We start from the raw sequence: 22817 nt of genomic DNA on the forward strand, positions 1-22817 counted from the left end.
GTCCTCACCTGCCCCCGTCGCTGCCAATGCCGCCTCAGTTCCCGGAGCCTTCGGCCCCGCCGCCCGCCTTCGGGGACCTGCTCGCCTGCTTACGGCCACGCGCGGGGGCCTTGGCGGGCGTCTTGGCGGGAGCCTTCGCGACCGTCTTCGCAGGGGCAGCCGCCTTCTCGGGCGCCTTGGCCGCCTTCGCCGCGACCTTGGCGACGGCCTTTCCCGGCACCGGATCCGCCTCATCAACTACCGTCTCAGAGGTGCCATTTGACGCAACGACATCCGGCGGCACCGGCGCCCCGGGCGCCCCGAACGGCAGCACCCGTACCTCCGGCCGCTCCACCGGCTTCCCCGGCACCGGCTTCTCGCGGCCGTCGATGAGGATCAGGGACGCCTGGTAGACCACCGACAGCGAGTACGGGGTCTGGTAGAGCATCCCCCACAGCTTCGACGTCTCGTCGACGTCCATCACGGTCGGCGTGAACCGCACCCGCTGGGCCGCCTCCGCGAGGTCGCTGTCCGCCAAGTACGGGCGCTCACCGGCCTGTTCGATGACGTCCTTCGGCAGGATCGGGATCTCGTGCAGGGTGCGCACGACGGAACCGATCAGCCGCTGCCCGACCAGTTCCGACTCGTCGCCGTAGGCGCTGATCAGATAGTGCAGGTCCAGCGCGGCGGCCGGCCGCTTGACCAGCGTGCCGTCGGACGCCCGGGTGGGCAGGTCGTTGTTGCGCATCGCCGTGTTGGGCGTGACCTGGTAGAGGAACACGTTGATGGTGGGGTGGTCCGGCGCGTCCGCCGGGGGCTTGCGCGGCTCGACCTTGACGGCCTCGCCGAACTCCGGGCCCACGTTGTTCTCGAGCAGCACGGCGAGGGCCTGGGTGACATGGGCGATGGCGAGTGAGTTGCTCATGGCGTCGGTTCCTCGGTTCCTCGATCGGTCATGTCACTCCCGCCCTCGCGCCAGATACTCCGCGAGACTCACGGTCGCCCCCTGCCGTCCCGTCGACGGCGTCCGCTGCCGGCCGCCCCCGGACGGTGCCGGTCCCGCCGTCACCTCGAGCCGCCCGATCTGCACCTGGACCACCTGCTCCGGCGCCTTCCCCGGGCGCCGGGCCGCGGCCTGTCGTACGGCGTCCCTGGCCGCCGCCGTGTCAGCGGCACTGGGCCGCAGGGGGGTCGACACGGCGGCGGCGTTGGCGGCGTCCGCGCCCGGGGGGATGGGTACGGACGCCGCGCTCTGGGTGGCGCCCCGCTCGGAGCGCCGTTGGCCCGCCGCCCGCGGCACGGCCTCCGGCGCCGGCCGGGGGCCGGGCTCGACCGGTGCGACGGGGCGCAGCAGCGGCACCTCGGGAAGATTCAAAAGGCGCGGTGCCGGGTGGTCGGCCGGGGTGCGTTCGGTGCGTACGATCGTCCGCTCGCGTTCGGTGTGCAGTCGGGCGGCGGGTGCCGGACCAGGTGGGTCCCCGGGCCGTGCGGCGGACGGCGTCGTGGAGGGCCACAACAGCTCGGAGCCCTCGTCGGATTCCGGCGCTGTGCCCCGTACCGCCTCGACCCGCTCGAACGGGCCGGGCAGCCGGGGACGTACCCGCACCACATTCATGCGTGCGTCGGCCGGTGCGTGCCGGGCGATCAGCCGGTCGAGGAAGTCGGGCACCGGTGCCCCGTCGGTGTCAGACATCCGCACACAGCTCCAGGTAGTAGCGGCGCCGCAGCGGGCTGAGCGCCAGGATCTCCGGCTCGCTCCAGCCGTACGACGTGGCGAGCAGATGGACGTCGAGCAGCAAGTCCCTTGCCCAGGCGTCCAGTTCGGTCCACAGGTAGGAGGCGATGTCCAGCTCGGCCCGGGTGGCCGCGCCGCACTCGGGGCAGGCGATGTTGAGCGTCACATCGGCGCCCGGGTCGGCCGCCTCGACGGCCTCGGCGATCCGGCGCTGCACCGGGACGGGCAGCTCGGCGGCGGCCACCACCGCCCCGTCGCGCGCCGCCGAAACGAGGCAGCGCGCGAGCAGAGCGGCACGTGGGTCCGCCGAACGGGCCGCCGCCGTCAGGTCGGCGACGCCGGGCAGCCGGAACTCGACGTCCCAGCCGTCCTGTTGGACGCGCACGACCGAACCACCCGGCCCGCCCAGCGACCGGGCGAATTCCCCGGCGTCCAGGTCGAACTCCATGTCCTCGCCGCACACCAGGCACGCCAGCCGCACCTGCATCCGCTCCCCGAACAGGGCGCGGCGCAGCGCGAACAGGTCGGCCTCGCGCTCCCCCACCGGCAGTACCGGCAGGGTCGTCGCGTCGACGTCCGGGCGCGCCGTGCGGTGCAGCAGCAGGGCGCGCCCCGTCGGTGCCTCGGCGAGGCCCGCCTCCCAGGTGGCCAGCAGCTCGGCCGCCCCGGTGATCGCCATCTCGTCCCCCCTCGACTACCCGCCGATCAAGCGGGGTTGAGGAACGACGGCTCCTCCGGCTCGGGCACCTCGTAGTCCCGCTCCCAGCCCTCGCACTCCAGCTTCAGCGACTGGATGGCCACCGCGTTGGCGTTGGCGTCCATCTCGCCGAGGACCTGGTACTCGCTCGGCCAGGTCCGGTACAGCTTGTGCGAGACGGCGACCTGGCCTGCCTCGTTGAGGACCTGGATGACGATGTCCTTGCGGAAGTCGGCCAGCGAGACCTCCGATCCCAGCCCCGCTCCGACCTGCCAGACCTTGTTGGCCCAGCGGTCGAACTCGGGGTCGTGGGTGACGCCGCGCTCCAGGGTGATGCCCTCGAACTCGGAGCGGCCCGGCGATTTACGCGGGGACGACGGATCGCCTCCGTGGCGGTGCTTGACGACCTCCGTCGTCCGCTTCAGTGGACTGATCTTGCTGATGCCCGCGACCGTACGACCGTCCCACAGGACCAGGAACTTGAAGTTCTTGTAGGGGTCGAAGCGATGCGCGTTGACCGTGAACTCAGCCATCGGATTCCTTCAGTTCTCCACGATTCCCCGCGCCTAGAGCGCGAACTGCCCGGACGTCTGCTGGATTTTGACGATCACGAACTCCGCAGGGCGGACCGGTGCGATGCCGACGAGGACGTTGACGATGCCGTTCTCGATGTCCTCGGTGGTCGTCGTGTCGCTGTCGCACTTGACGAAGTACGCCTCGCGCGGGGTGCCGCCCTTGAAGGCGCCCTGACGGAAGAGCGTGTGCAGATACGAGGAGGCGGCGAGCCGGATCTGCTGCCACAGGTTCTCGTCGTTGGGCTCGAACACGACCCACTGCAGGCCGCGTTGGAGGCTCTCCTCCACATGGAGGGCCAGGCGGCGCACCGGCACGTACTTCCACTCGCTGTCGAGCGCGTCGGAGCCCTCCAGCGTGCGCGCGCCCCAGACGACCGGGCCGGTGACCGGGAAGGTGCGCAGGCAGTTGACGCCGAGCGGGTTGAGCAGGCCGGTCTCGCGGTCCGTCAGATTGACGGTGAGCGAGTGCACGCCTGCGAGCCGTGCCTCGGTGCCGGCCGGGGCCTTCCACACGCCCCGCTCGGAGTCGGTGCGCGCGACGACGCCGGCGATCGCGCCGGACGGCGGGAAAGAGCGCAGCCGGCCCGTGAGCGGGTCGGTGAGCTGGAGGTGCGGGAAGTACAGACCGGCGTGGTTGCCGCGTACGGCGTCGAAGGCGGCGAGCCCGGCGCGTGCGGTGTCGACGCTGACCCAGGTGCTCGGGGCGTCGACCAGCAGGAAGATCCGCCGCTCGGCGCACAGCCGCTGGGCGGCCGAGATGACCGTGAGGGCGTCCTCGACCTTCTCGTACGCCGCCAGCTCGGGCAGCGCCAGCAGGTTGACGTCGGCGACGCCGCGCAGAGCCTGGATGCCGGACTTGTCGCCCTCGGAGCCGATGAGGTCGCGCGGGCCGGGTGCCTCGCCGTCCTCGCCGCCCTCCAGCGGGAAGACCGGCGGGTTGACGGAGGCCTCAAGGCCCAGGTCGTTGGCGCACTCGCCGAGGAAGCGGACGACGTCCTCGGGGTCGGTGGAGCCGGCGACGACCTGGATACGGCGGCCGAAGGCGGTCACCTCGGCGCCGGCGAAGGCGTGCTTGCCGGGCGCGTCGGGCAGGGCGCGCAGCTTGCGCTCGAGCAGCAGCGCCAACTCGGCGACGCTGCACGGGGCTTCGCCGTCGCAGTCGGGGTCGTAGAGCTTGAACTCGCGCTCCACCTCGCCGATCTTGACCGTCAGGTCGACTTCGAGGTTGGGCAGTTCGTCGCCGAACGGCTTGGAGACGGTGCCGGACGGGTCGGGGCGGCCCTCGCCGACGGCTTCGACGCGGATCAGCTTGGAGCCGGAGTTGATGACGGTCTGCGCGTAGCGGCCGTTCGCGGGGTCCATGGAGAGGCCGGTGAAGCTCTCGCGGGCGTCGCCCTTGGCGTCGTAGACCCTCAGGTTGAAGGTTTCGTCGGGGCACGGGGTGTCGTGGTCGACGGCGACGCGCAGGCCGTTGCCCCAGACGCCGGGCTCCTTGGCGTGCACTTCGAGGACGGGGCCCTCGCTGTGGCCCTCGGTGGACTTGAGGGTGACGCAGGCGGCCTTGCCACTGCCTGCCTTGGCGACACGGACGATCACCGCCACGGTGCCGCCGTTGCCGAAGAACTGGTGGACCGCGTAGCCGACGGCGCTCTGTGCGCTGAGTCCGCCGAAGCGGCGCTCGAACTCCGTGAAGCTGGTGACGCGTACCGGCTCGTTGAGCGGACCGCGTCGGGTGTGGCCCACAAAGGCGGTCACGGACGTGGTCAGGGTCGAGATCGTGCGGGTGCTGCTGGGAAGCTCTTCGACGTAGACGCCGGGATACGTCGGCTTGGCGGCGCTCACCGCGCTCATCGGCATTCCCCCTCCTAATCCCTGTCTCGGGCACCGGGACGAAGGCACCAAGAGACGGCACAGGGAGAAGTGCCGGACGGGTGCGCGAGTGGCCGCGCGGTCGGTCGCGGCGGCTGGTGCGCACCGCATCAGTCCCCCGTCAGTACCCCGGACTTGTCGGCCGTCCCGGGCCAAGCAAAGCGCTTGTGACTCCTGATGCTCGAGTGCTCAACCCACCTTGGTGCGTTCGAAGTTGACCCAGCAAGGCGCCTTCAGGCCACCCGGAGCGAGGGTTTGGTGAAGACGCCCTCCCGGCATCCGCACACGGCACCGGCGCGCCCCGGCCAGGTGGTTCACAGATCCTGCACAGCGGGGACCGCGACGAGACGCCCGGCAGGGTCCGACCCTCCGCAGAAAGCCCTTACCCACACCGTTCGACTGGTCGTACGCACGTGCGATCTCCCCGAGTCGCACACAACCGTCCGTGGCTGGTTTTCCGGGGGTGACGCGAATACGCCCTATTGACGTCGCTCCTTATGGGACCGGTGAAATCTGTCAGCCATGTCTTGACATACGCCTGAAACGATTCGTAGCTTGGCCGATCATTTAGATGCGTGAAGTGAGTTCATGCATATGAACTCCACGGATCCACGGAGTGTGCCCATGCGGGATCACCGACGAAGTCGCCGCCCGGCCGCCCTGCTCGTCGCCACGGCGCTCGCGTTCGGAACGGTCGCATGCGGCGCCGGTTCGGGCAGTGCGGGCAGCGACGACCCGAACACCCTGGAGGTGTGGACCCGGAGCAATCCGGACCCCGCCGCCACCTACGAACGGGTCTTCGCCGCCTTCACCGGGAAGACCGGCATCAAGATCGACTACCAGCCGGTCATCAACTTCGACCAGCAGCTGCAGAGCCGCGCGTCCACCAAGGACCTGCCGGACGTGATGATCAACGACACGGCCCTGATGGGCAGTTACCAGAGCCAGGGCCTGCTCAAGCCGATCGACCCGGCGTCGATCAGAGGCGGGGACGAGATCACCGAGAAGACCTGGGCGTCCACGGTCGGCATCGACGGCAAGCACTACGGCATCCCCTACTCCCGCCAGGCCCAGACCCTGATGATCCGCAAGGACTGGCTCGGCAAGCTGGGCTTCAAGGCGCCCACGACCTGGCAGGAGATGCTCTCCGTCGCCAAGGCATTCGCCACGAAGGACCCGGACGGCGACGGCAAGGCCGACACCTACGGCATGGTCGTCCCGGGCAGCGCCCAGAACGGTTACGCCGCCTGGTGGGGCGCGAGCTTCCTCTGGCAGGGCGGCGCCGAGATCATCGCGCCGGACGGCAACGACACCTACCGCCCCGCGATGGCCTCGACGGCCGCCGTGCACACCGTGACCTGGATGAAGGACAACCTCTTCTGCGGCGACAACGGTGTCACCCAACCCGGCGCCCTCACCGCCGTCACCTCCACGGCGACCAACTTCCAGGACGGCAACGCCGGGATGTACCTGACCGGCCCCTACAACATCGCCACCTTCGACCAGACCCTCGGCAAGGACAAGTACGAGGTGATCCCCGCCCCGGCCGGTCCGGCGGGCGGCGATGTGCTGGCCGACGGCGAGAACATCTACTTCGGCGCCAGAACCGGCAAGACCGCACAGGAACGGGCGCTCGCCGCGTTCCTGATCTCGCCCGAGGGCCAGCGCCTCGCCATGACCGGCGAGAACCAGCCAGTCGTCCGCATCCCCGTGAACTCAACGCTGAACGCGGCGAAGGTCCACGGCGACGCCCGCTGGAGCGTCGTACAGCGGGCCTACGAGGACGCCTCCGAGCAGTTCCCGAACGCGCCGGACTTCGCCCCGATCAAGCAGGACACCGCCGACGCGCTCAACGCGATCTTCACGTACTGCGGCGGTGATGTGCGCTCACAGCTCAAGGAGTTGGACGAGACCCTCGCCGGTGACCTCAAGGACCAGGACCTGCTGAAATGACCGCAACCGTCACCACGCCCGTGGCACGCAGACTCCCGCGCAAGAAGACCGTCGTCCCCTGGCTGTTCCTGGCTCCCGGACTGCTGCTCGCCCTCGTCTTCAAGTTCTGGCCGATGGCCAAGGGCATCTGGCTCAGCTTCTTCGACGTACGTCCCTTCCTGGGCGATCAGTGGATCGGCCTGGACAACTACACCCGCGTCCTGACCGACCATCGCTTCCAGGACGCCATCGGGCACACACTCGTCCTGGGCCTCGGCCAGTCGCTCGGCGCCATCCTGCTCGGCTTCGTCCTGGCGCTGCTCCTGGAGGGCCAGGCCCGCTCGCTGAAGATCATCCGAACCGCCGTGTTCCTGCCGGCGGTGACGGCGACCGCGGTCGTCGGTGAGCTGTGGCGGCTGATGTACTACCCGACCTCGGACGGCCTCCTCAACAGCGGCCTGCATCTCCTCGGCCTCGGCCCGGTCCAGTTCCTCGACAACCCGAACCTCGCCCTCTACTCCACGATGGCCATGGGCATCTGGATCTGGGCCCCTTACAACATGGTGATCATCCTCGCCGGACTCGCGGGCGTGGACCGTTCGCTGTACGAGGCCGCCGCGATGGACGGTGTCTCGCTGTGGCAGCGGCTGCGGTATGTGACGCTGCCCGCGATCCGCCCCGCTCTGGGCATCGTGCTGACCCTGGCGGCGATCCGTGGACTGCGCGTGTTCACGGAGGTCTACGTCCTCACCGGCGGCGGCCCCGCCGGGTCCACCGAGGTCTGGATGACCCGCGCCTACACCCTGGGCTTCACCCGCAACGACATCGGCGGCGCCTCGGCGGCCTCGGTCGTGCTGCTCTGCGTGACGCTGCTGCTCACCGTCACGGTCAACTACTTCCGCAAGAGGGGAGACGCGCGATGAGCGCCCCCGTCATCGACCCGGTCCGGCCGGCGGCCCCTGACACCCCGGCCGGACGGCGGCCCCGCGCGAAGCGCACCACCCCGGCCCGCTTCGACACCGCTCTCGGCTGGAGCGACAAGCCAGGGCTCGCGTGGACCTTCCGGATCCTGCTCTGCGCGATCGCCCTCGGCATCTTCGCGGCGCCCTTCCTGACGATTCTCTCGGGAGCGTTCACGGCGAACGCGAGCGGCTCCTCGCTGTCGTTCCTGCCGCACGACAGCACGCTGCTGAACTTCAAGGTGGCCGGTGAGCGCGGCATCTGGGACTACTTCACCAACTCGCTCGTCATAGCCGGCGGCGGACTGCTGCTCCAGCTCGTGGTGTGCACGCTCGCCGCGTACGCGCTGGCCCGGCACCGGTTCCGCGGCCAAGCGCTGATCCTGACCCTGTTCATGCTGACGATGATGCTTCCCGAGGAGGTCATCGCGATCCCGCTGTCCCTGGTCCTCGGCGACGTGCCCGTGGTCCACCTCGACCTCAAGGGCACGGTGTGGGGCGTCATCCTGCCGCTCGGTGCCTGGGGCTTCTCGGTGATGATGCTGACCGAGTTCATGCGGGACATCCCCGACGAGATCGAGGAGGCCGCCCGCCTCGACGGCGTGGGCGAGCTGCGGATGCTGGCGCAGATCGTCCTGCCGCTGTGCAAGCCGGCGCTCGGCGTGGCCGGGGTGCTCGGCTTCATCATGATCTGGGACCAGTATCTGCTGCCCCTGATCGCCGCCAAGGACCCCACCGACTACACGGTCACCGTCGCCCTGTCCGTCCTGCGCACCGACCCCGAGGTCGGCTCCGGAGTGGTCCTGGCCGGTGCCGTCATCGCCCTGATACCCAGCCTGATCGTCTATCTGCTCCTCCAGCGCTCGCTGGTCACCGGCATCGCCGCCGGGGCCACCAAGGGCTGACCCCACCGCAGTTACGAGGGAGAAATGAAGTTCCAAGGAGTGCTGTTCTTCCCGGTCACGCCGTTCGCCGCGGACGGCTCGCTGGACGAGGAACGGCTCGCGCAGCACATCGAGTCCGGCGTGGCCGCGGGCGCGGGCGGGGTGTTCGTCGCCTGCGGCACCGGCGAGTTCCATGCGCTGACGCCCGACGAGATCGAACGGGCCACGCGGGTCGCCGTCGAGACGGTCGCCGGACGCGTGCCCGTCCTGGCCGCGGCGGGCGGCCCGCCCCCGGTGGCCCGCGAACAGGCGGCGCGTGTCGCGGGCGCGGGAGCCGACGGTCTGTTGCTGCTGCCGCCGTATCTGGTGACGGCGCCGCAGCAGGGCCTGGTGCGGTACGTCGAGGAGGTCACGGTCGCCACCGAACTGCCGGTGATCTTCTACCAACGGGGCACCGCCCGCCTCACCGAGGCGACGGCGGCCGAGATCGCCACGTTGCCCAAGGTCGTCGGCCTCAAGGACGGCCTCGGCGACATCGAGCGCATGCATCGCATCGTCCGCGCGGTGCATGCCGTACCGGGCTGCGCCGACTTCCGGTTCTTCAACGGCCTGCCCACCGCCGAGATGACCGCGCCCGCCTACCGGGGCATCGGCGTCGACCTCTACTCGTCTGCCGTGTTCGCCTTCGCCCCGGAGATCGCGCTGGCCTTCCACCGGGCGCTGAGCGAGGGTGACGAGGCGCTGGTCGGCAAGCTGTTGGACGAGTTCTACGGCCCTCTCGTCGAACTCCGTGACGAGGTCCCGGGGTACGCCGTGGCGCTCGTCAAGGCCGGGGTGACCCTGCGGGGCCTGGACGTCGGCGGCGTACGGGCGCCGCTGCTCGACCCCACGCCGGAGCATGTCGCCCGGCTCGCGAAACTCATCGACCACGGCCTGGAGGCGGTCCGCGCATGAGCACCACCGTTGGCACCCGCGTCCGCGAGCTGATCGTCACCCCGATCGCCTTCCGCGACCCGCCCCTGCTCAACTCCAACGGCGTCCACGAGCCGCTCGCCCTGCGTGTCATCCTCCAACTCGTCCTGGAGGACGGCACGGTGGGCCTCGGTGAGTCCCCGGGCGGCGTCGCCCGCCTGGAGCGACTTCAGGCCGCCGCGGACGTCGTCGTCGGCATGGATGTCTTCGATACGACGGCCATCTCGGCGGCGATCGACGCCGCCCTGCTCCCGACCGTACCCAGCTCGCACGAGCGCGGCTGGACCACCTCGGCTGTGGAGGTGGCCTGCCTCGACGCCCAGGGCAGGCTGCTCGGCCGCCCGGTCAGCGATCTGCTGGGCGGCAAGGTGCGGGACGCGGTGCCCTTCGCGGCGTACCTCTTCTACAAGTGGGCCGAACATCCGCCCCTCGACGGCCGCCCTGCCGTCGGCGACGACTGGGGCGAGGCGCTCGACCCCGCCGGGATCGTCGAGCAGGCCCGGCTGATGCAGCAGCGGTACGGGTTCGAGTCGTTCAAGCTCAAGGGCGGCGTCTTTCCGCCCGACGAGGAGATCGCGGCGATCAGGGCACTCGCGGAGGCCTTCCCCGGGCAGCCGTTGCGGCTCGACCCCAACACGGCCTGGACGGTGGAGACTTCGCGGTACGTCGCCCGTGAGCTGGACGGCGTACTGGAGTATCTGGAGGACCCGACCAGGGGCATCGAGGGAATGGCCGAGGTCGCCGAGGGCTCGCCGCTCCCCCTCGCCACCAACATGTGTGTGATCGCCTGGGAGCATCTGCGGCCGGCGATCTCGCTGAACGCGATCCAGGTGCTTCTCACCGATCACCACTACTGGGGCGGGCTGCGCCGTACCCGTGAACTGGCCGCCGTCTGCGAGGCGTTCGGGCTCGCGCTGTCGATGCACTCCAACTCGCACCTGGGCATCAGCCTCGCCGCGATGACCCATGTGGCGGCGGCCATCCCCAACCTCGACCACTCCTGTGACACGCACTATCCGTGGAACTTCGCCGACGACGTGATCGTCCCCGGCGTACTGGAGTTGCGTGACGGGGCGGTCGAGGTCCCGGCCGGCCCGGGGCTGGGCGTCGAGCTGGATCACGACGCCCTCGGCCGACTGCACCGGCTGTATCTCGACTCGGGCGTGCGCTCCCGGGACGACACGGGGTATATGCGGCGGATCCAGCCCGAGTACGAGCTGCGGCTGCCGCGCTGGTGACAGAGCCTCCTACAGTGAGCCCCGACCGCAGGAGAGGGGTGAGGGCGTGGGCGGCTCGGAGACGGTGCTGGTGACCGGTGGGAGTGGGTTCGTCGGCAGTCATCTGGTCAAGCGGCTTCTGGAGCGCGGCCATCGGGTCCACGCCACGGTGCGCGACACGGCCGCCACGGCGAAGCTGCGGCCGTTGCGGGGGATGCAGGAGGCACACCCGGGGCGACTGTCGCTGTTCGAGGCGGACCTGTTGTCCGAGGGCTCCTTCGACGAGGCGATGACGGGGTGCGGGACGGTGTTCCATGTGGCGTCGCCGTTCCGTATGCCGGAGAAGATCAAGGACGGCCGCCGGGACATGGTCGACCCGGCCCTGCTCGGCACGCGCAATGTGCTGGCGGCCGTCGAGCGGACGCCCACGGTGGACCGGCTGGTGTTCACCTCCACCGTGGGCGCGATCTTCGGTGACTACGCGGACGTCCTGGCCATGGACGACGGGGTGCTGACGGAGCGGTACTTCAACACCACCAGCACGGTGGAGAACAACCCGTACCACTACGCGAAGACGGTCGCCGAGCGTGCGGCGTGGGACGCGGAGGCCGCGCAGGGCCGCTGGCGCATGGTGTCGGTCAACCCGGGCCTGATCCTGGGGCCGTCTCTCACGCCCGCCTCGGAGTCCGGCAGCCTGTTCCTGCTCCAGGAGCTGTTCCGGGGCTACTTCTTCTACGGCGCCCCGGACTTCAGCTTCACCACGGTGGATGTGCGCGACGTGGCCGACGCGCACATCGCGGCGGCCGAGAACCCGGAGGCCAGGGGCCGGTACATCGTGGCCGCCGAGACGATGACGTCATTCCATGAGATGTCCCGCATCCTCAGGACCCGCTACCCCCGCGACCTCCGCCTCCCGCGCACCGCGCTGCCGCACTGGCCGGTCCGTGTCCTGGGCCCCGCCTTCGGACTGACGCAGGATCACATCCGCAAACACCTCGGCATACGGTTCCGGGTGGACAACAGCCGCAGCCTCGGCGAACTGGGCCTCGCCTACCGTCCGATCGAGCAGACGGTCCTGGACCACTACGAAGCGTGGCGGCGCGGGCGCACCGTGAAGTGAATCCGGTCTCCGCACCCCCGTAAGCGTCGAAGGTCACAAAAACGTATCGGACATTTGGCGCCTCAACCTTCACGGGAGGCGCACAAGTTGGCTAGGTTACGGATCAGGCCGCACGACGAACTCCGGCGAACCCCGTCGGGACGCGCGGCCTCCGCCGAGTCCGGTGTGCCACGGAGGTTCATCGGAGCCGGGGACCCAACCGAAACTTGGGGTGAATCGGCCCAACTGCCTTACGGGGCAGGGGTCGTAGGGCACACCTTCCGGAACCACACCGCCCGAACCCGTCAGCTAACTCGGTAGGCGGAGTACGGAAGGAGTACGTCGCATGGCGCCGGAAGGCACCGCGCGGCCGGGGGCCCTGAGCCTGCCCGGCATGCGCAATTCGGCACTCGCGTCGGCGGCCCTCACCTCGGTGGCCCTGCTCGCCCAGACGGCGGGCGCCACCCCCTCGCTCGCGGACGAGTCACCCAGCCGCGAAGAGGTCAGCCGCCGGATCAACTCTCTCTACGACCGGGCCGAGTCCGACACGGGAACCTTCAACGCCACCCGTGCCTCGTCGACGGGACCGCGCAAGCGCGCCGCCGCCCCCCGGTCCGCCGGGGAGGACAGCGGACGCGGCGACCCCGCGCTGAACGATGTCACCCGGCAGTGGTTCGACGTCGCTCGTGCGAAGTTGGGTCCGACCGTGCCGGCCGCCCTGCCGAGCGACAGAACACCGGACCGGCCCGCCCAGCGCAGGCCCGCGCGCGCCACGGCCGACCTCGACCGGGCGCGGGAGCCCGGGCGCCCGGCGCTGGAACTGCCCGCCGGGCCGGGTGCCACGGCGGCTCCGATGGCGGAACTGACGGCACGCCCGATCGCCGCGCTGCCGCCCGCCCCCGAGGCACGGTCGGCGGACCTCCAGGCGACCCAGGTCCTGCCCGCCATCCCCGAGGCACCTCAGACGGCCTCCTGGGCCACGCAGGCGTTCCCGGCCGTCCCAGCCCTGCCCGCCGCAACCGCCGCGCCGGCCCCGGCCGCCGCCGAACCGGCGACCACCCCGCAGCAGCGGTCCGGGCTGCGCACGGCCAAGGAGCAGAACCAGCGCAAGCTGGACCGGGCCCGTGAGCTGCTGTCCCTGTATGCGACACGGCTGAGCGATCCACTCACCTCGCCGGCGGCCACCCTGCCCGCGGCCGGCACCTGGAGCGCGGCCCAACCGGCCCAGGCCCAGCCCTCGGCCGAGGCGCAATGGCAGGCTTTGCAGGCGCAGTCGGCCGCCGACCTCACCACGGTCCCGCCGGGCGCGTCGGTCTGGCCGACGGCGGCACCGGCCCCAGCCCCTGCCCCCGACCCGCTCACGGCCCCGTTCGCCGATCTGCTCACGGCCCCGGCCGTCGGCGGGGCACCGGCTGCGGCTCCGGCCACCGCCGCCACGCTCGCCTCCACGGCGTCCCAGGACACCCGTGCCGTCCGGGCCCTGGAATTCGCCCGCGCACAGCTCGGCAAGCCCTGCGTCTCGGGCACCACGGGACCGGAGGCGTTCGACGGCCCCGGTCTCACCCAGGCCGCCTGGAAGTCCGCCGGCATCGCACTCCCCCGCACGGCCCAGGAGCAGGCGACGGCAGGGCAGGGGGTCGCCCTGGCCTACCTCGAACCGGGCGACCTGGTGCTCTTCCACGCCGGTCACGTGGGGATCTACTCGGGTAACGGCATGATGATCCACGCCCCGGGGCCGGGGGTGGCCATCCGCGAGGAGTCGATCCACTACGCCGGGGAGCAGGCGATCCACAGCGCGATACGGCCCGCCTGAGCCGAGGTCCGGCCCTCACCACCCGCAGCACCCTCACCACCCCGTCTTCCCGGAGTTCTTCCTCCCGGAGGCGGGGTGGTTTCGCGTCGCCACCTCGGCTTTGTCGATACGTCCTGACAAACCCATTGACATCGCTTGCGGACCGCCGCATAGTACCTGCCACTAGAGCGCGCTAGTGGAGCGCTCCAGCCGTAATCCAGCGGGCGGTACCCGTGAACCTCCCCCACCTGAGAACCCGCCCCGACCAGCACAGCGAGGTGCATGGGACATGCGCAGACACCACCGAGCCGCCACCCTGACGGCCGCCGCCCTGGCGGCCACCCTGTTCGCCGCCGGCTGCTCCAGCAGCTCCGGCGGGAAGGAGTCCGAGGAGGGATCGGCGGACGCCTCGGCGGGCAAGGCCAATACGCCCCGGATGACCGTGGCCATGATCACGCACGCCGCCCCGGGCGACACCTTCTGGGACCTGATCCGCAAGGGCGCCGAGGCGGCCGCGGCCAAGGACAACGTGAAGCTCGTCTACTCCAGCGACCCGAGCGCCGGCAACCAGGCCAACCTGGTGCAGAACGCGATCGACCAGAAGGTCGACGGCATCGCCCTGACCGCGGCGAAGCCGAGCGCGATGAAGGCCGTGGTGGCCAAGGCCACGGAGGCCGGCATCCCGGTCGTCGGCTTCAACTCCGGCCTGGACGACTGGAAGGCACTCGGCATGCTCGAGTACTTCGGCCAGGACGAGAACATCGCAGGCAACGCCTTCGGTGAGCGCCTCAACGAGACGGGCGCCAAGCACGCCGTCTGTGTCATCCAGGAGCAGGGCCATGTGGCGCTGGAGGCCCGCTGCGCCGGTCTGAAGAAGGGGTTCAAGGGGAAGACGGACATCCTCTACGTCAACGGCACCGACATGCCGTCGGTGAAGTCGACGATCACCGCCAAGCTCCAGCAGGACTCCTCCATCGACCGGGTGGTCACGCTCGGCGCCCCGTTCGCGCTCACCGCGGTGCAGTCGGTGTCCGACGCGGGCAGCAAGGCCAAGGTCGCGACGTTCGACCTCAATAAGGAGCTGGTCAAGGCCGTGCAGGACGGCAAGGTCGAGTTCGCCGTCGACCAGCAGCCGTACCTCCAGGGCTACCTCGCGGTCGACTCCCTGTGGCTGTACAAGACCAACGGCAACTTCAGCGGCGGCGGCACCGCTCCGGTGCTGACCGGGCCCGCCTTCATCACCAAGGACAACGTCGACGCGGTGGCCGAGTTCGCCGCGAAGGGCACGCGCTAGGCGCGCACATGAGCAGGCGAGGTCGGCCGTGACCGCGACGGGGCACGGTCGGCCTCGCCGTTGTCCGTCAGCGGGCCGGCTCCTCAGGGGCCGGCCCGCTCGTGCCGCGGACGACCAGCTTGGGGTCCAGCACCGCCTCGCGCGGCGGGAGTTCCGGGTTCTCCAGGCGCTCGACGGCGAAGCGGACCGCGTGTTCGGCCAGCAGGACCGCGTCCTGGCGGACGGTGGTCAGGCCGATCGGCATCAGATGGGAGAGATGGCTGTCGTCGTAGCCGACCACGGACAGGTCGCGCGGGACCTCGACACCGGCCCGGGTCAGGGTCATCAACAGGCCCATCGCGCACCGGTCGTTGCCCGCGAGGACCGCGGTGGGCAGGGGCAGCCCCCGGTCGCGCTCCGCCAGCAGCAGACGCCCGGTCTCGATGCCCGACTCCTCGGTGTGGGCGCCGGGCACGACCCGCTGTTCGTCCGTCAGTCCGTGCCGGCGCATCGCGGCCCGGTAGGCACGCCGGCGCTCGGCCGAGCCGGGTCCGCGCCCGCCGTCGATGTGCACGATCCGGCGATGGCCCAGTTCCACGAGGTGGTCCATGGCCTGGCGCACGCCCTTGCCCTCGGCGCTGTGCACGAAGTCCACATGGGCGCCGGGCGCACGACGGCCGACCGAGACGGTCGCCGCACGGTGTCCGAGCCGGTCGAGACGGCTGGGCTCGGCGTCGGGGGCGAGCAGGATCAGCCCCTCGCAACGGTGGCCGAGCAGCGCCTCGATGGCCTTGTCCTCGCCGCGGCCCGGGGTGGTCCCGGACAGCAGCACGTCGTACCCGAGCCGCTCGGCCTCCGGGTAGATGCCCGCGATGAGGTCGGTGTGGAAGGTCTGGTGGACGATGAACATCACACCGAGCGTGCGGCTGCGGCCACGGGCGAGCAGCCGGGCCGCGTTGTCCGGGCGGTAGCCGATCTCGTCGGCGACGCGCAGCACCCGCTCACGTGTCTCGCGACCGGCGCCCGGAAGATCGCGGAAGACGATCGACACGAGCGCCCGGGACACTCCGGCCTTCTCGGCGACGTCCGCCATCGTGGGCCGCTGCCGGCCTGCTGCATCCACCTGTGAACCCACCCTTCGACGTCGTTCACCTTAACGAGGTCGCGAAATCTCCCGGCAACAAGCTATTGACATGACATTTGGACCAGGGTCATCGTACTCGCACTAGAGCGCGCTAGTAGAGCGCGACAGGAAATACCTGGACCCGACAGAAGATCCGTGGATACGTCCGCTGACGACCGTCCCCTCCCCGAAGGACTTGTCATGGCAACGGCGCCAACCTCGCTCCGCACCACCGCGGGCAATCTGTGCCTGGGCTCGGCCCCCGACTCATGGGGCGTCTGGTTCCCCGAGGACGACCAGCAGGTCCCGTACACCCGCTTCCTCGACGAGCTCGCCGCGGCCGGGTACCAGTGGCTGGAGCTCGGGCCGTACGGCTATCTGCCCATCGACCCCGAGCGGCTCAAGGACGAGCTCGACGCGCGCGGTCTCAAGGTCTCCGGCGGCACCGCCTTCGGCGCGCTGCACCGGCCCGAGGTCTGGGACGAGATGCTCGCGCATGTCCGGCAGGTCGCCGAGCTGACCGCCGCCGCGGGCGCCCATCACCTGGTCCTCATCCCGCCGATGTACCGGGACGAGAAGACCGGCGCGTTCACCGAGTCGCAGGAGCTGACCGCCGAGCAGTGGGCGGGCTTCGGCAAGGCGGCCGACCGGCTGGGCAGGCTGCTCCTCGACGACTACGACGTACGCCTCGTCATCCACCCGCACGCCGACAGCCACATCCAGACCCAGCCCGAGATCGAGCGGCTGCTCAACGAGTCCGACGGCCGCTGGACGAACCTGTGCCTGGACACCGGGCATGTCGCGTACGGCGGTGGCGACAACGTCGATCTGATCCGGCGGTTCGGCGAGCGCGTCGGCTATGTGCACATCAAGCAGATGGACCCGGAGATCCTGGCCCAGGTCGCAGCGGAGGACCTGTCGTTCGGTGAGGCCGTGAAGCGCGGGGTGTGCGTGTCGCCGCCCGCGGGTGTGCCGAGGCCCGCCGTTGTGATCGAGGAACTCGCCCGGCTGGACGCCGAGTTGTTCGTGATCGTCGAGCAGGACCTGTACCCGTGCGCGCCCGAGGTGCCGCTGCCCATCGCGGTGAGCACGCGTGAACACCTGGCGGGCTGCGGGCTGACCGGCACGCGACGCCCCGCCCTCAACACTCCTGTCCAGCAGTGAGGAGGCGGCCCATGGATGTCAGGGAAACCCCGGCCACCGACACCTCTGCCGCCGCCCCTGCGGCAGTCTCGCGCCGGCTGCGGCTGATCACCGTCATCGCCACCTTCGGCGGACTGCTCTTCGGCTATGACACCGGCGTCATCAACGGCGCCCTGCCGTACATGACCGACGACCTCGGCCTGACCGCGGTCACCGAGGGCATGGTCACCAGTTCGCTGCTGCTGGGTGCGGCCCTGGGCGCCGTCGCCGGTGGACGTCTGTCGGACGCGCGCGGACGGCGTCGTACGATCCTCGTCCTCGCGGTGGTGTTCTTCGTCGGCGCGCTCGGCTGCACGCTGGCGCCGACGACCGCCGTCATGGTCGTGGCCCGCTTCGTGCTGGGCCTCGCGGTGGGCGGTGCCTCGGTGACGGTGCCGGTCTATCTCGCGGAGGTCTCCCCCGCCGAGCGGCGGGGCGCGCTGGTCACCCGTAATGAACTGATGATCGTCAGCGGCCAGTTGCTGGCGTTCACCTCCAACGCGATCATCGCCCGGGTGGGCGGCGAGTCCGGCGGGGTGTGGCGCTGGATGCTGGTCATCGCCACGATCCCGGCCGTCGTGCTGTGGTTCGGCATGCTGGTGATGCCGGAGAGCCCCCGCTGGCTGGCCTCGCAGACCCGGTTCAACGAAGCCCTTGAGGTGCTGAAGCAGGTCAGGTCCCGGCAGCGGGCCGAGGCCGAGCTGGCCGAGGTGTCCGCGCTCGCAGTCAAAGAGGAGCAGGAGAAGCTCGGCGGCTGGCAGGACATGAAGGCCACGCCGTGGATCCGCAAGCTGATGTTCATCGGCTTCGGCATCGCCATCGTGCAGCAGATCACCGGCGTCAACACGATCATGTACTACGGCACCCAGATCCTCACCGACGCCGGCTTCGCCTCCGACAGCGCGCTGACCGCCAACATCGCCAACGGCGTGATCTCGGTACTGGCCACCTTCGTCGGCATCTGGCTGCTCGGCCGGGTCAACCGCCGACCGATGCTGATGGTGGGCCAGATGGGCACCACCGCCGCCCTGTTGCTGATCGGCGTGTTCTCCCTGGTGCTGCCGTCCGGTGACGCCCGTGCCTACGCGGTGCTCGCCATGACGGTCACCTTCCTCGCCTTCCAGCAGGGCGCGATCTCGCCGGTGACCTGGCTGATGCTGTCGGAGATCTTCCCGATGCGGATGCGCGGCTTCGGCATGGGGGTCGCGGCCGTGGTGCTGTGGCTGACCAACTTCGTGATCGGTCTCGTCTTCCCGTCGCTGGTGTCCGGCATCGGGATCTCCAACACCTTCTTCCTGTTCGTGGTGGCGGGCCTCGCCTCGCTCACCTTCGTGAAGCTCTACGTCCCGGAGACGAAGGGCCGCTCGCTGGAAACCCTCGAAGCCGAACTCCGGGCGCGTTACTCCTAGTTAGGACAGAGGAAAAACATGACTGTACGTGTAGGCGTCATCGGCGCCGGCTGGATCGGCAAGGAGCACATCCGGCGCCTGACCGACACCGTCACCGGCGCCCGTGTCACCGCGGTCACCGACATCGACGCCGCCCGGGCCGAGGAGGCGGCGGCCCCGGTCGGCGCCCGGGTGCTGCCGGACGGCGCGGCCGTGATCGCGGCGGACGACGTCGACGCCGTCCTCGTGACGTCCTGGGGGCCGACCCACGCCGAGCATGTGCTGGGCGCCGTAGCAGCCGGGAAGCCGGTGTTCTGCGAGAAGCCGCTGGCCACGACCGCCGAGGACTGTCTGCGGATCGTCGAGGCCGAGGTCGCCCACGGTCGGCGCCTGGTCCAGGTCGGCTTCATGCGACGCTACGACGCCGGCTACCGGCAGATGAAGCAGGTCATCGACGCCGGCCGGATCGGCGAGCCGCTGATCGTGCACTGCGCCCACCGCAACCCGACCGTCCCGGAGTCCTACACCTCCGAGATGGCCGCCCTCGATACGGCCGTGCACGAGGTCGACGTACTGCGCTGGCTGCTGGACGACGAGATCGTGTCCACCCAGGTCATCACCCCGCGCGCCACGAGCAAGCGGTTCGCGCACCTGAAGGACCCGCAGATCATGCTCTTCGAGACCGCGAAGGGCGTGCGCATAGATCTGGAGGTCTTCGTCAACTGCCGGTACGGCTACGACATCCAGTGCGAGGCGGTCGGCGAGGAAGGCCTCGTGCGCCTCCCCGACCCCGCCGCGGTCGGCGTACGCACTGCCGCCCAGCACAGCACCGAGGTGCTGACGGACTGGGTGGGCCGTTTCCGGGACGCCTTCGACACCGAGTTCCGTGAGTGGATCACCGGCATCGCCGCCGGTGAGGAGCCCACCGGGCCGTCGGCCTGGGACGGCTATGCCGCCACCGTCATCACCGCCGCGACCGTCGAGGCCCTGCACTCGGGCCGCGTCGTCCCCACCGACATCAAGCCCCGCCCCGCCTTCTACGGAGGTGCCGCGTGAAGATCGCCCTCGACCCGTACATGTTCCGTGCCCTGCCCATCGACGCGATGGTGCGCACGGTCGCCGAACTCGGCTACGAGTACATCGAGTTGTCGCCCCGCGACGACTTCATGCCGTTCTTCCTGCACCCGCGGGCGGACGACGAGCGAGTCGCGGAGCTGAAGAACGCCCTGCGCACGCACGGCGTCCAGCTGTCCTCCGTGCTGCCGCTGTACAAGTGGTCCTCACCGGACGAGACGGAGCGGCGGACGGCCGTCCGCTACTGGAAGCGGATGATCGAGATCACCTCCGACCTCGGCTGTCAGCTGATGAACAGCGAGTTCAACGGCCGCCCCGAGCGCGCCGCCGAGAGCGAGGCGGCCTTCTGGCGCTCGCTGGAGGAGCTGCTCCCGGTGTTCGAGCGTGAAGGCATCGCTCTGAACCTGGAGGCGCACCCGGACGACTTCTGCGAGGAGAACACCCCCGCGGTCGACCTGGTCCGCGCGATCAACAAGCCCTGGGTGAACTATCTGTACTGCGCCCCGCACTCGTTCCATCTCTCGGGCGCGGACCCGAGGGCGGACATCGCGGCGATGATGCGCTACGCCGGTGACAAGCTCCAGCATGTGCACATCGCGGACTCCTTCAACCACAAGGGTTCCTCCGGGCTGCGCTACATCCTCAACCCGCCCGGCACCCCGGCCCGGATCCACCAGCACCTGGACATCGGGCAGGGCGAGGTCGACTGGGACGCCTTCTTCGGCACGCTGCGCGGGCTGGACTTCGACGGCGTCGCCACGGCCTGCGTCTTCGCCTGGGAGGAGCGGGCGAAGGAGTCCTCGGCGTTCATGCTGGACCGTATTCGCAAGGAGCTGGCCGCTTAGGGTCAGGCGGCCTTCAGCCGGAGCGGCAGCGTGCCGAGGCCGCTGAGGAAGTTGGAGTAGACGGGTGTCGCGGGGCCCGTCTGCTCCATCTCGGCCACGAGGTCCCGCAGGCCCGCCAGCACGGCCCCGATCTCCGCGCGGGCCAGATAGGCGCCGAGGCAGAAGTGGGGGCCGTAGGCGAAGGTGACGTGCTTGTTCGGGGTGCGGTCCAGACGTAGTTCGGCGGGTGTGTCGAAGACGCGCTCGTCGTGGTTGGCGGAGGCGTTCCACACGGTGACGATCTCGCCCGCCGCGACCGGCCGGCCGCCGATCTCGGTGGCGGCGGTCGCGGTGCGTCCGGCGTGCAGGGCCGGCGTCGTCCAGCGCAGGATCTCCTCGACGGCGGTGGCGATGCCGGCGTCGCCGCGCTTGAGGGCCTGCCATTGGTCGGGGTGTTCCAGCAGGGCGAGGGCGGCTCCGACCATGGACAGCCGAGCCGTCTCGTCGCCGCCGAGGATCAGGCTGTAGCAGTTGAGCATGATCTCGTCGTCGTCGAGCGGCAGCCCGTTCACCTCGCTCCCCGCCAGCAGGGCGATGACGTCGGAGTGGCCGCTGTCGCGCCGGTCGCGGGCGAGTTCGGCGAAGTAGAGCAGGATCTCGTTCTTGGCGATCCACGCGTCGGTCGCCGTGCTGTCCGCGTCGTGCGAGCCCAGCGCGGAGGAGGTCAGGCTCAGTACGTGGGCCCGGTCGCGGTCGGGGACACCGAGCAGGTCGCAGATGGCGCCGAGGGGTATGCCGGCGGCCACGTCGGCCGCGAAGTCGCAGTTGCCCTGGTCCAGTGCGTCGCGCAGCAGCCGGTCCACCGTGCGCCGCACGCTCGCCACGATCGGCTCCAGCGCCCGCGGCGAGAACGCGGACATCAGCACACGGCGCAGCCCCGTGTGCCGGTCCCCGTCGGTGATGGCCAGCATGCGTCCGGCGGCTGTGTCACCACCGGCGAGCAGCGTCTCCAGGACGTTGCCGCCCTCGGAGGTGAAGCGGGCGCTGTCGCGGTAGACGGCGGTGACGTCGGCGTGCCGGGTCACCACCCAGAAGCCGGGCGCCGTGTCGGTCGCCGGGTTCCAGTGCACGGGCTGATGCTCTCTCAGATGCCGCCACACGGCGGACAGATCGCTCTCGGCGTGCAGCCGGGGATCGGCCAGGTCCAGTGTGCCGAGTTCTTCCGGCGCGATCGTCCGCCGCGTGGTCATCGCGTGTCCTCCCCTTGGCCGCTGCTCTCCTCAACGTAGTCGAACAGGGTTCCGGTCCGATCTCCATTGCGCCAGCCACAGGGCGACGGTCTCCGAGATCGGCTGCCCGGTCTCCAGCTCGACGAAGCCGAACTGGCCGCCCTGGTTGCACTCCAGGAACCACCAGATGCCGTCCTCGTCCTCGGCGAAGTCGAAGGCCGCGTACGCCAGTCCGGCCAGAGTGACGTACTCGTGCACCGACTTGCCGATGCGCTCGGGGACCGGGACCGGCTCCCAACCCTGCCCGGTGTCGCCGTAGCGGCCGTCGACCTGGCCCGGTTCCGCGGTCTTGCGCGCGGCGAACAGCCGTGGCCCGACGCAGGTCAGGCGGATGTCGGCGCGCTTGGGGACGTAGCGCTGGAGCAGCGCGGGCCCGGCCGCGACGGCGGAGAAGTCCGCGTCGGGGCCGATGAGGGTGGTCGGCAGGGCCAGTGCCGGGTCGCCCGGCGGCGGGCCCGAGGCGGACTTCACCACGACGTCCCGGTGTTCCTCGACGAACTCGCGGGCCAGCCGGGGTGCCGTGGTGAAGACCGTCGGCGGTACGGCGAAGCCGCTGAGGTGGGCGACCCTCAGCTGCCAGGGCTTGAGCCGGGCCTGGTCGGCGCTGCGGGGATGGTTCATCCACCGTGCGGCGGCGGAGTGGAGCATCCCGTACAGCGCCTGTCGGGTCTCGGCGGTCAGCCAGGGCGAGGGGTCGGCCGCGTGGGCGGCCGGTTCGCCGGGTCTGCGCACCCAGATGGAGCGCAGGCCTCCCATGCTGAGCACATGTCCGTTGACGGACAGATGGCCGTCGAAGTCGCCGTGGGCGTAGTCGGCGGACAGCACGGCCTTGCCCGGCAGGTCGGCGGGGTCGAGGCGCAGCACGGGCGTCCCCGTCCCGTGCAGCTTCGACACCACCATGTCGGCGGTCACGTCCTCCTCGGACGTCAGGATCAGAACCGTCATGCGCGGCCC

20 protein-coding genes and 1 riboswitch are annotated in these 22817 nt (G+C 70.4%); of the genes, 12 read left to right on the forward strand and 8 right to left on the reverse strand.

Annotated elements, in window-relative coordinates; all coding sequences use genetic code 11:
* Positions 1 to 34: 34 nt before the first annotated feature.
* The 5 genes from IE325_RS23800 to IE325_RS23820 are packed head-to-tail and all read right to left on the reverse strand — an operon-like array spanning position 35 to position 4843.
* Complete coding sequence (locus IE325_RS23800) at positions 35 to 904, reverse strand: Pvc16 family protein (RefSeq protein WP_190072060.1); 870 nt, start codon at positions 902 to 904, stop codon at positions 35 to 37.
* Positions 905 to 937: 33 nt separating this feature from the next.
* Positions 938 to 1672, reverse strand: coding sequence for a hypothetical protein (locus IE325_RS23805; protein WP_190072061.1), 735 nt, complete (start codon positions 1670 to 1672; stop codon positions 938 to 940).
* Entirely contained in the window at positions 1665 to 2393 is a 729-nt protein-coding gene (locus tag IE325_RS23810) for a T4 family baseplate hub assembly chaperone (protein WP_190072062.1), read from the reverse strand. Before IE325_RS23810 ends, IE325_RS23805 begins: the two co-directional genes overlap by 8 nt.
* A 26-nt stretch (positions 2394 to 2419) precedes the next feature.
* Complete coding sequence (locus tag IE325_RS23815; protein ID WP_016434446.1) at positions 2420 to 2944, reverse strand: phage tail protein; 525 nt, start codon at positions 2942 to 2944, stop codon at positions 2420 to 2422.
* Positions 2945 to 2977: 33 nt separating this feature from the next.
* Complete coding sequence (locus IE325_RS23820; protein WP_190072063.1) at positions 2978 to 4843, reverse strand: phage tail sheath subtilisin-like domain-containing protein; 1866 nt, start codon at positions 4841 to 4843, stop codon at positions 2978 to 2980.
* A gap of 636 nt (positions 4844 to 5479) precedes the next feature.
* On the opposite strand from IE325_RS23820, the gene IE325_RS23825 reads away from it, so the two are divergent.
* The 8 genes from IE325_RS23825 to IE325_RS23860 all read left to right on the forward strand — a co-directional run bounded on the left by IE325_RS23825 (position 5480) and on the right by IE325_RS23860 (position 15004).
* Complete coding sequence (locus tag IE325_RS23825; RefSeq protein WP_190072064.1) at positions 5480 to 6808, forward strand: sugar ABC transporter substrate-binding protein; 1329 nt, start codon at positions 5480 to 5482, stop codon at positions 6806 to 6808.
* A complete protein-coding gene (locus tag IE325_RS23830) occupies positions 6805 to 7710 on the forward strand; it encodes a carbohydrate ABC transporter permease (RefSeq protein ID WP_190072065.1) in 906 nt (301 codons plus the stop codon). Before IE325_RS23825 ends, IE325_RS23830 begins: the two co-directional genes overlap by 4 nt.
* The gene (locus tag IE325_RS23835) at positions 7707 to 8651 is read left to right on the forward strand and encodes a carbohydrate ABC transporter permease (protein ID WP_190072066.1); all 945 of its coding nucleotides are present in this window, start codon (positions 7707 to 7709) and stop codon (positions 8649 to 8651) included. The genes IE325_RS23830 and IE325_RS23835 overlap by 4 nt, the downstream gene beginning before the upstream one ends.
* Before the next feature lie 24 nt (positions 8652 to 8675).
* Positions 8676 to 9584 (forward strand): 5-dehydro-4-deoxyglucarate dehydratase, encoded by a 909-nt coding sequence (locus tag IE325_RS23840; RefSeq protein ID WP_190072067.1) that lies wholly within the window; start codon positions 8676 to 8678, stop codon positions 9582 to 9584.
* Entirely contained in the window at positions 9581 to 10840 is a 1260-nt protein-coding gene (locus IE325_RS23845) for a glucarate dehydratase family protein (RefSeq protein ID WP_190072068.1), read from the forward strand. Before IE325_RS23840 ends, IE325_RS23845 begins: the two co-directional genes overlap by 4 nt.
* Positions 10841 to 10886: 46 nt before the next feature.
* On the forward strand, positions 10887 to 11939 hold the full coding sequence (locus IE325_RS23850) for an NAD-dependent epimerase/dehydratase family protein (protein ID WP_190072069.1): 1053 nt from the start codon (positions 10887 to 10889) through the stop codon (positions 11937 to 11939).
* 142 nt (positions 11940 to 12081) lie between these two features.
* A riboswitch (cyclic di-AMP (ydaO/yuaA leader) is annotated at positions 12082 to 12258 on the forward strand.
* Positions 12259 to 12264: 6 nt separating this feature from the next.
* Complete coding sequence (locus IE325_RS23855; RefSeq protein ID WP_190072070.1) at positions 12265 to 13731, forward strand: C40 family peptidase; 1467 nt, start codon at positions 12265 to 12267, stop codon at positions 13729 to 13731.
* Between the two features lie 268 nt (positions 13732 to 13999).
* Positions 14000 to 15004: a sugar ABC transporter substrate-binding protein gene (locus IE325_RS23860; RefSeq protein ID WP_190072071.1), complete on the forward strand. Its 1005-nt coding sequence runs from the start codon at positions 14000 to 14002 to the stop codon at positions 15002 to 15004.
* A 67-nt stretch (positions 15005 to 15071) separates the two neighbouring features.
* On the opposite strand, the gene IE325_RS23865 is transcribed toward IE325_RS23860, so the two are convergent.
* Positions 15072 to 16076, reverse strand: coding sequence for a LacI family DNA-binding transcriptional regulator (locus IE325_RS23865; RefSeq protein WP_190072312.1), 1005 nt, complete (start codon positions 16074 to 16076; stop codon positions 15072 to 15074).
* Between the two features lie 231 nt (positions 16077 to 16307).
* Here IE325_RS23865 and IE325_RS23870 point away from each other — a divergent pair, with 231 nt between their 5' ends.
* The 4 genes from IE325_RS23870 to IE325_RS23885 are packed head-to-tail and all read left to right on the forward strand — an operon-like array spanning position 16308 to position 20595.
* Complete coding sequence (locus tag IE325_RS23870) at positions 16308 to 17270, forward strand: TIM barrel protein (RefSeq protein WP_190072072.1); 963 nt, start codon at positions 16308 to 16310, stop codon at positions 17268 to 17270.
* 11 nt (positions 17271 to 17281) lie between these two features.
* On the forward strand, positions 17282 to 18697 hold the full coding sequence (locus IE325_RS23875) for a sugar porter family MFS transporter (RefSeq protein WP_190072073.1): 1416 nt from the start codon (positions 17282 to 17284) through the stop codon (positions 18695 to 18697).
* Positions 18698 to 18715: 18 nt separating this feature from the next.
* Positions 18716 to 19732, forward strand: a complete 1017-nt coding sequence (locus IE325_RS23880; protein ID WP_190072074.1) for a Gfo/Idh/MocA family oxidoreductase — start codon at positions 18716 to 18718, stop codon at positions 19730 to 19732.
* The gene (locus tag IE325_RS23885; RefSeq protein WP_190072075.1) at positions 19729 to 20595 is read left to right on the forward strand and encodes a sugar phosphate isomerase/epimerase family protein; all 867 of its coding nucleotides are present in this window, start codon (positions 19729 to 19731) and stop codon (positions 20593 to 20595) included. The genes IE325_RS23880 and IE325_RS23885 overlap by 4 nt, the downstream gene beginning before the upstream one ends.
* A gap of 2 nt (positions 20596 to 20597) precedes the next feature.
* On the opposite strand, the gene IE325_RS23890 is transcribed toward IE325_RS23885, so the two are convergent.
* A complete protein-coding gene (locus tag IE325_RS23890) occupies positions 20598 to 21824 on the reverse strand; it encodes a cytochrome P450 (protein ID WP_190072076.1) in 1227 nt (408 codons plus the stop codon).
* Between the two features lie 30 nt (positions 21825 to 21854).
* Positions 21855 to 22808: an MvdC/MvdD family ATP grasp protein gene (locus IE325_RS23895; RefSeq protein ID WP_190072077.1), complete on the reverse strand. Its 954-nt coding sequence runs from the start codon at positions 22806 to 22808 to the stop codon at positions 21855 to 21857.
* Between the last annotated feature and the right edge of the window lie 9 nt (positions 22809 to 22817).

The sequence above is a fragment of the Streptomyces lanatus genome (assembly GCF_014655715.1).
Taxonomy (GTDB): domain Bacteria; phylum Actinomycetota; class Actinomycetes; order Streptomycetales; family Streptomycetaceae; genus Streptomyces; species Streptomyces lanatus.

Excerpts from the sequence above, each read along its gene's own strand:
- IE325_RS23800 (WP_190072060.1), bottom strand. The coding sequence starts at position 904 with ATGAGCAACTCACTCGCCATCGCCCATGTCACCCAGGCCCTCGCCGTG.
- IE325_RS23805 (WP_190072061.1), bottom strand. The coding sequence starts at position 1,672 with ATGTCTGACACCGACGGGGCACCGGTGCCCGACTTCCTCGACCGGCTG.
- IE325_RS23810 (WP_190072062.1), bottom strand. The coding sequence starts at position 2,393 with ATGGCGATCACCGGGGCGGCCGAGCTGCTGGCCACCTGGGAGGCGGGC.
- IE325_RS23815 (WP_016434446.1), bottom strand. The coding sequence starts at position 2,944 with ATGGCTGAGTTCACGGTCAACGCGCATCGCTTCGACCCCTACAAGAAC.
- IE325_RS23820 (WP_190072063.1), bottom strand. The coding sequence starts at position 4,843 with ATGCCGATGAGCGCGGTGAGCGCCGCCAAGCCGACGTATCCCGGCGTC.
- IE325_RS23825 (WP_190072064.1), top strand. The coding sequence starts at position 5,480 with ATGCGGGATCACCGACGAAGTCGCCGCCCGGCCGCCCTGCTCGTCGCC.
- IE325_RS23830 (WP_190072065.1), top strand. The coding sequence starts at position 6,805 with ATGACCGCAACCGTCACCACGCCCGTGGCACGCAGACTCCCGCGCAAG.
- IE325_RS23835 (WP_190072066.1), top strand. The coding sequence starts at position 7,707 with ATGAGCGCCCCCGTCATCGACCCGGTCCGGCCGGCGGCCCCTGACACC.
- IE325_RS23840 (WP_190072067.1), top strand. The coding sequence starts at position 8,676 with ATGAAGTTCCAAGGAGTGCTGTTCTTCCCGGTCACGCCGTTCGCCGCG.
- IE325_RS23845 (WP_190072068.1), top strand. The coding sequence starts at position 9,581 with ATGAGCACCACCGTTGGCACCCGCGTCCGCGAGCTGATCGTCACCCCG.
- IE325_RS23855 (WP_190072070.1), top strand. The coding sequence starts at position 12,265 with ATGGCGCCGGAAGGCACCGCGCGGCCGGGGGCCCTGAGCCTGCCCGGC.
- IE325_RS23860 (WP_190072071.1), top strand. The coding sequence starts at position 14,000 with ATGCGCAGACACCACCGAGCCGCCACCCTGACGGCCGCCGCCCTGGCG.
- IE325_RS23865 (WP_190072312.1), bottom strand. The coding sequence starts at position 16,076 with ATGGCGGACGTCGCCGAGAAGGCCGGAGTGTCCCGGGCGCTCGTGTCG.
- IE325_RS23870 (WP_190072072.1), top strand. The coding sequence starts at position 16,308 with ATGGCAACGGCGCCAACCTCGCTCCGCACCACCGCGGGCAATCTGTGC.
- IE325_RS23875 (WP_190072073.1), top strand. The coding sequence starts at position 17,282 with ATGGATGTCAGGGAAACCCCGGCCACCGACACCTCTGCCGCCGCCCCT.
- IE325_RS23880 (WP_190072074.1), top strand. The coding sequence starts at position 18,716 with ATGACTGTACGTGTAGGCGTCATCGGCGCCGGCTGGATCGGCAAGGAG.
- IE325_RS23890 (WP_190072076.1), bottom strand. The coding sequence starts at position 21,824 with ATGACCACGCGGCGGACGATCGCGCCGGAAGAACTCGGCACACTGGAC.
- IE325_RS23895 (WP_190072077.1), bottom strand. The coding sequence starts at position 22,808 with ATGACGGTTCTGATCCTGACGTCCGAGGAGGACGTGACCGCCGACATG.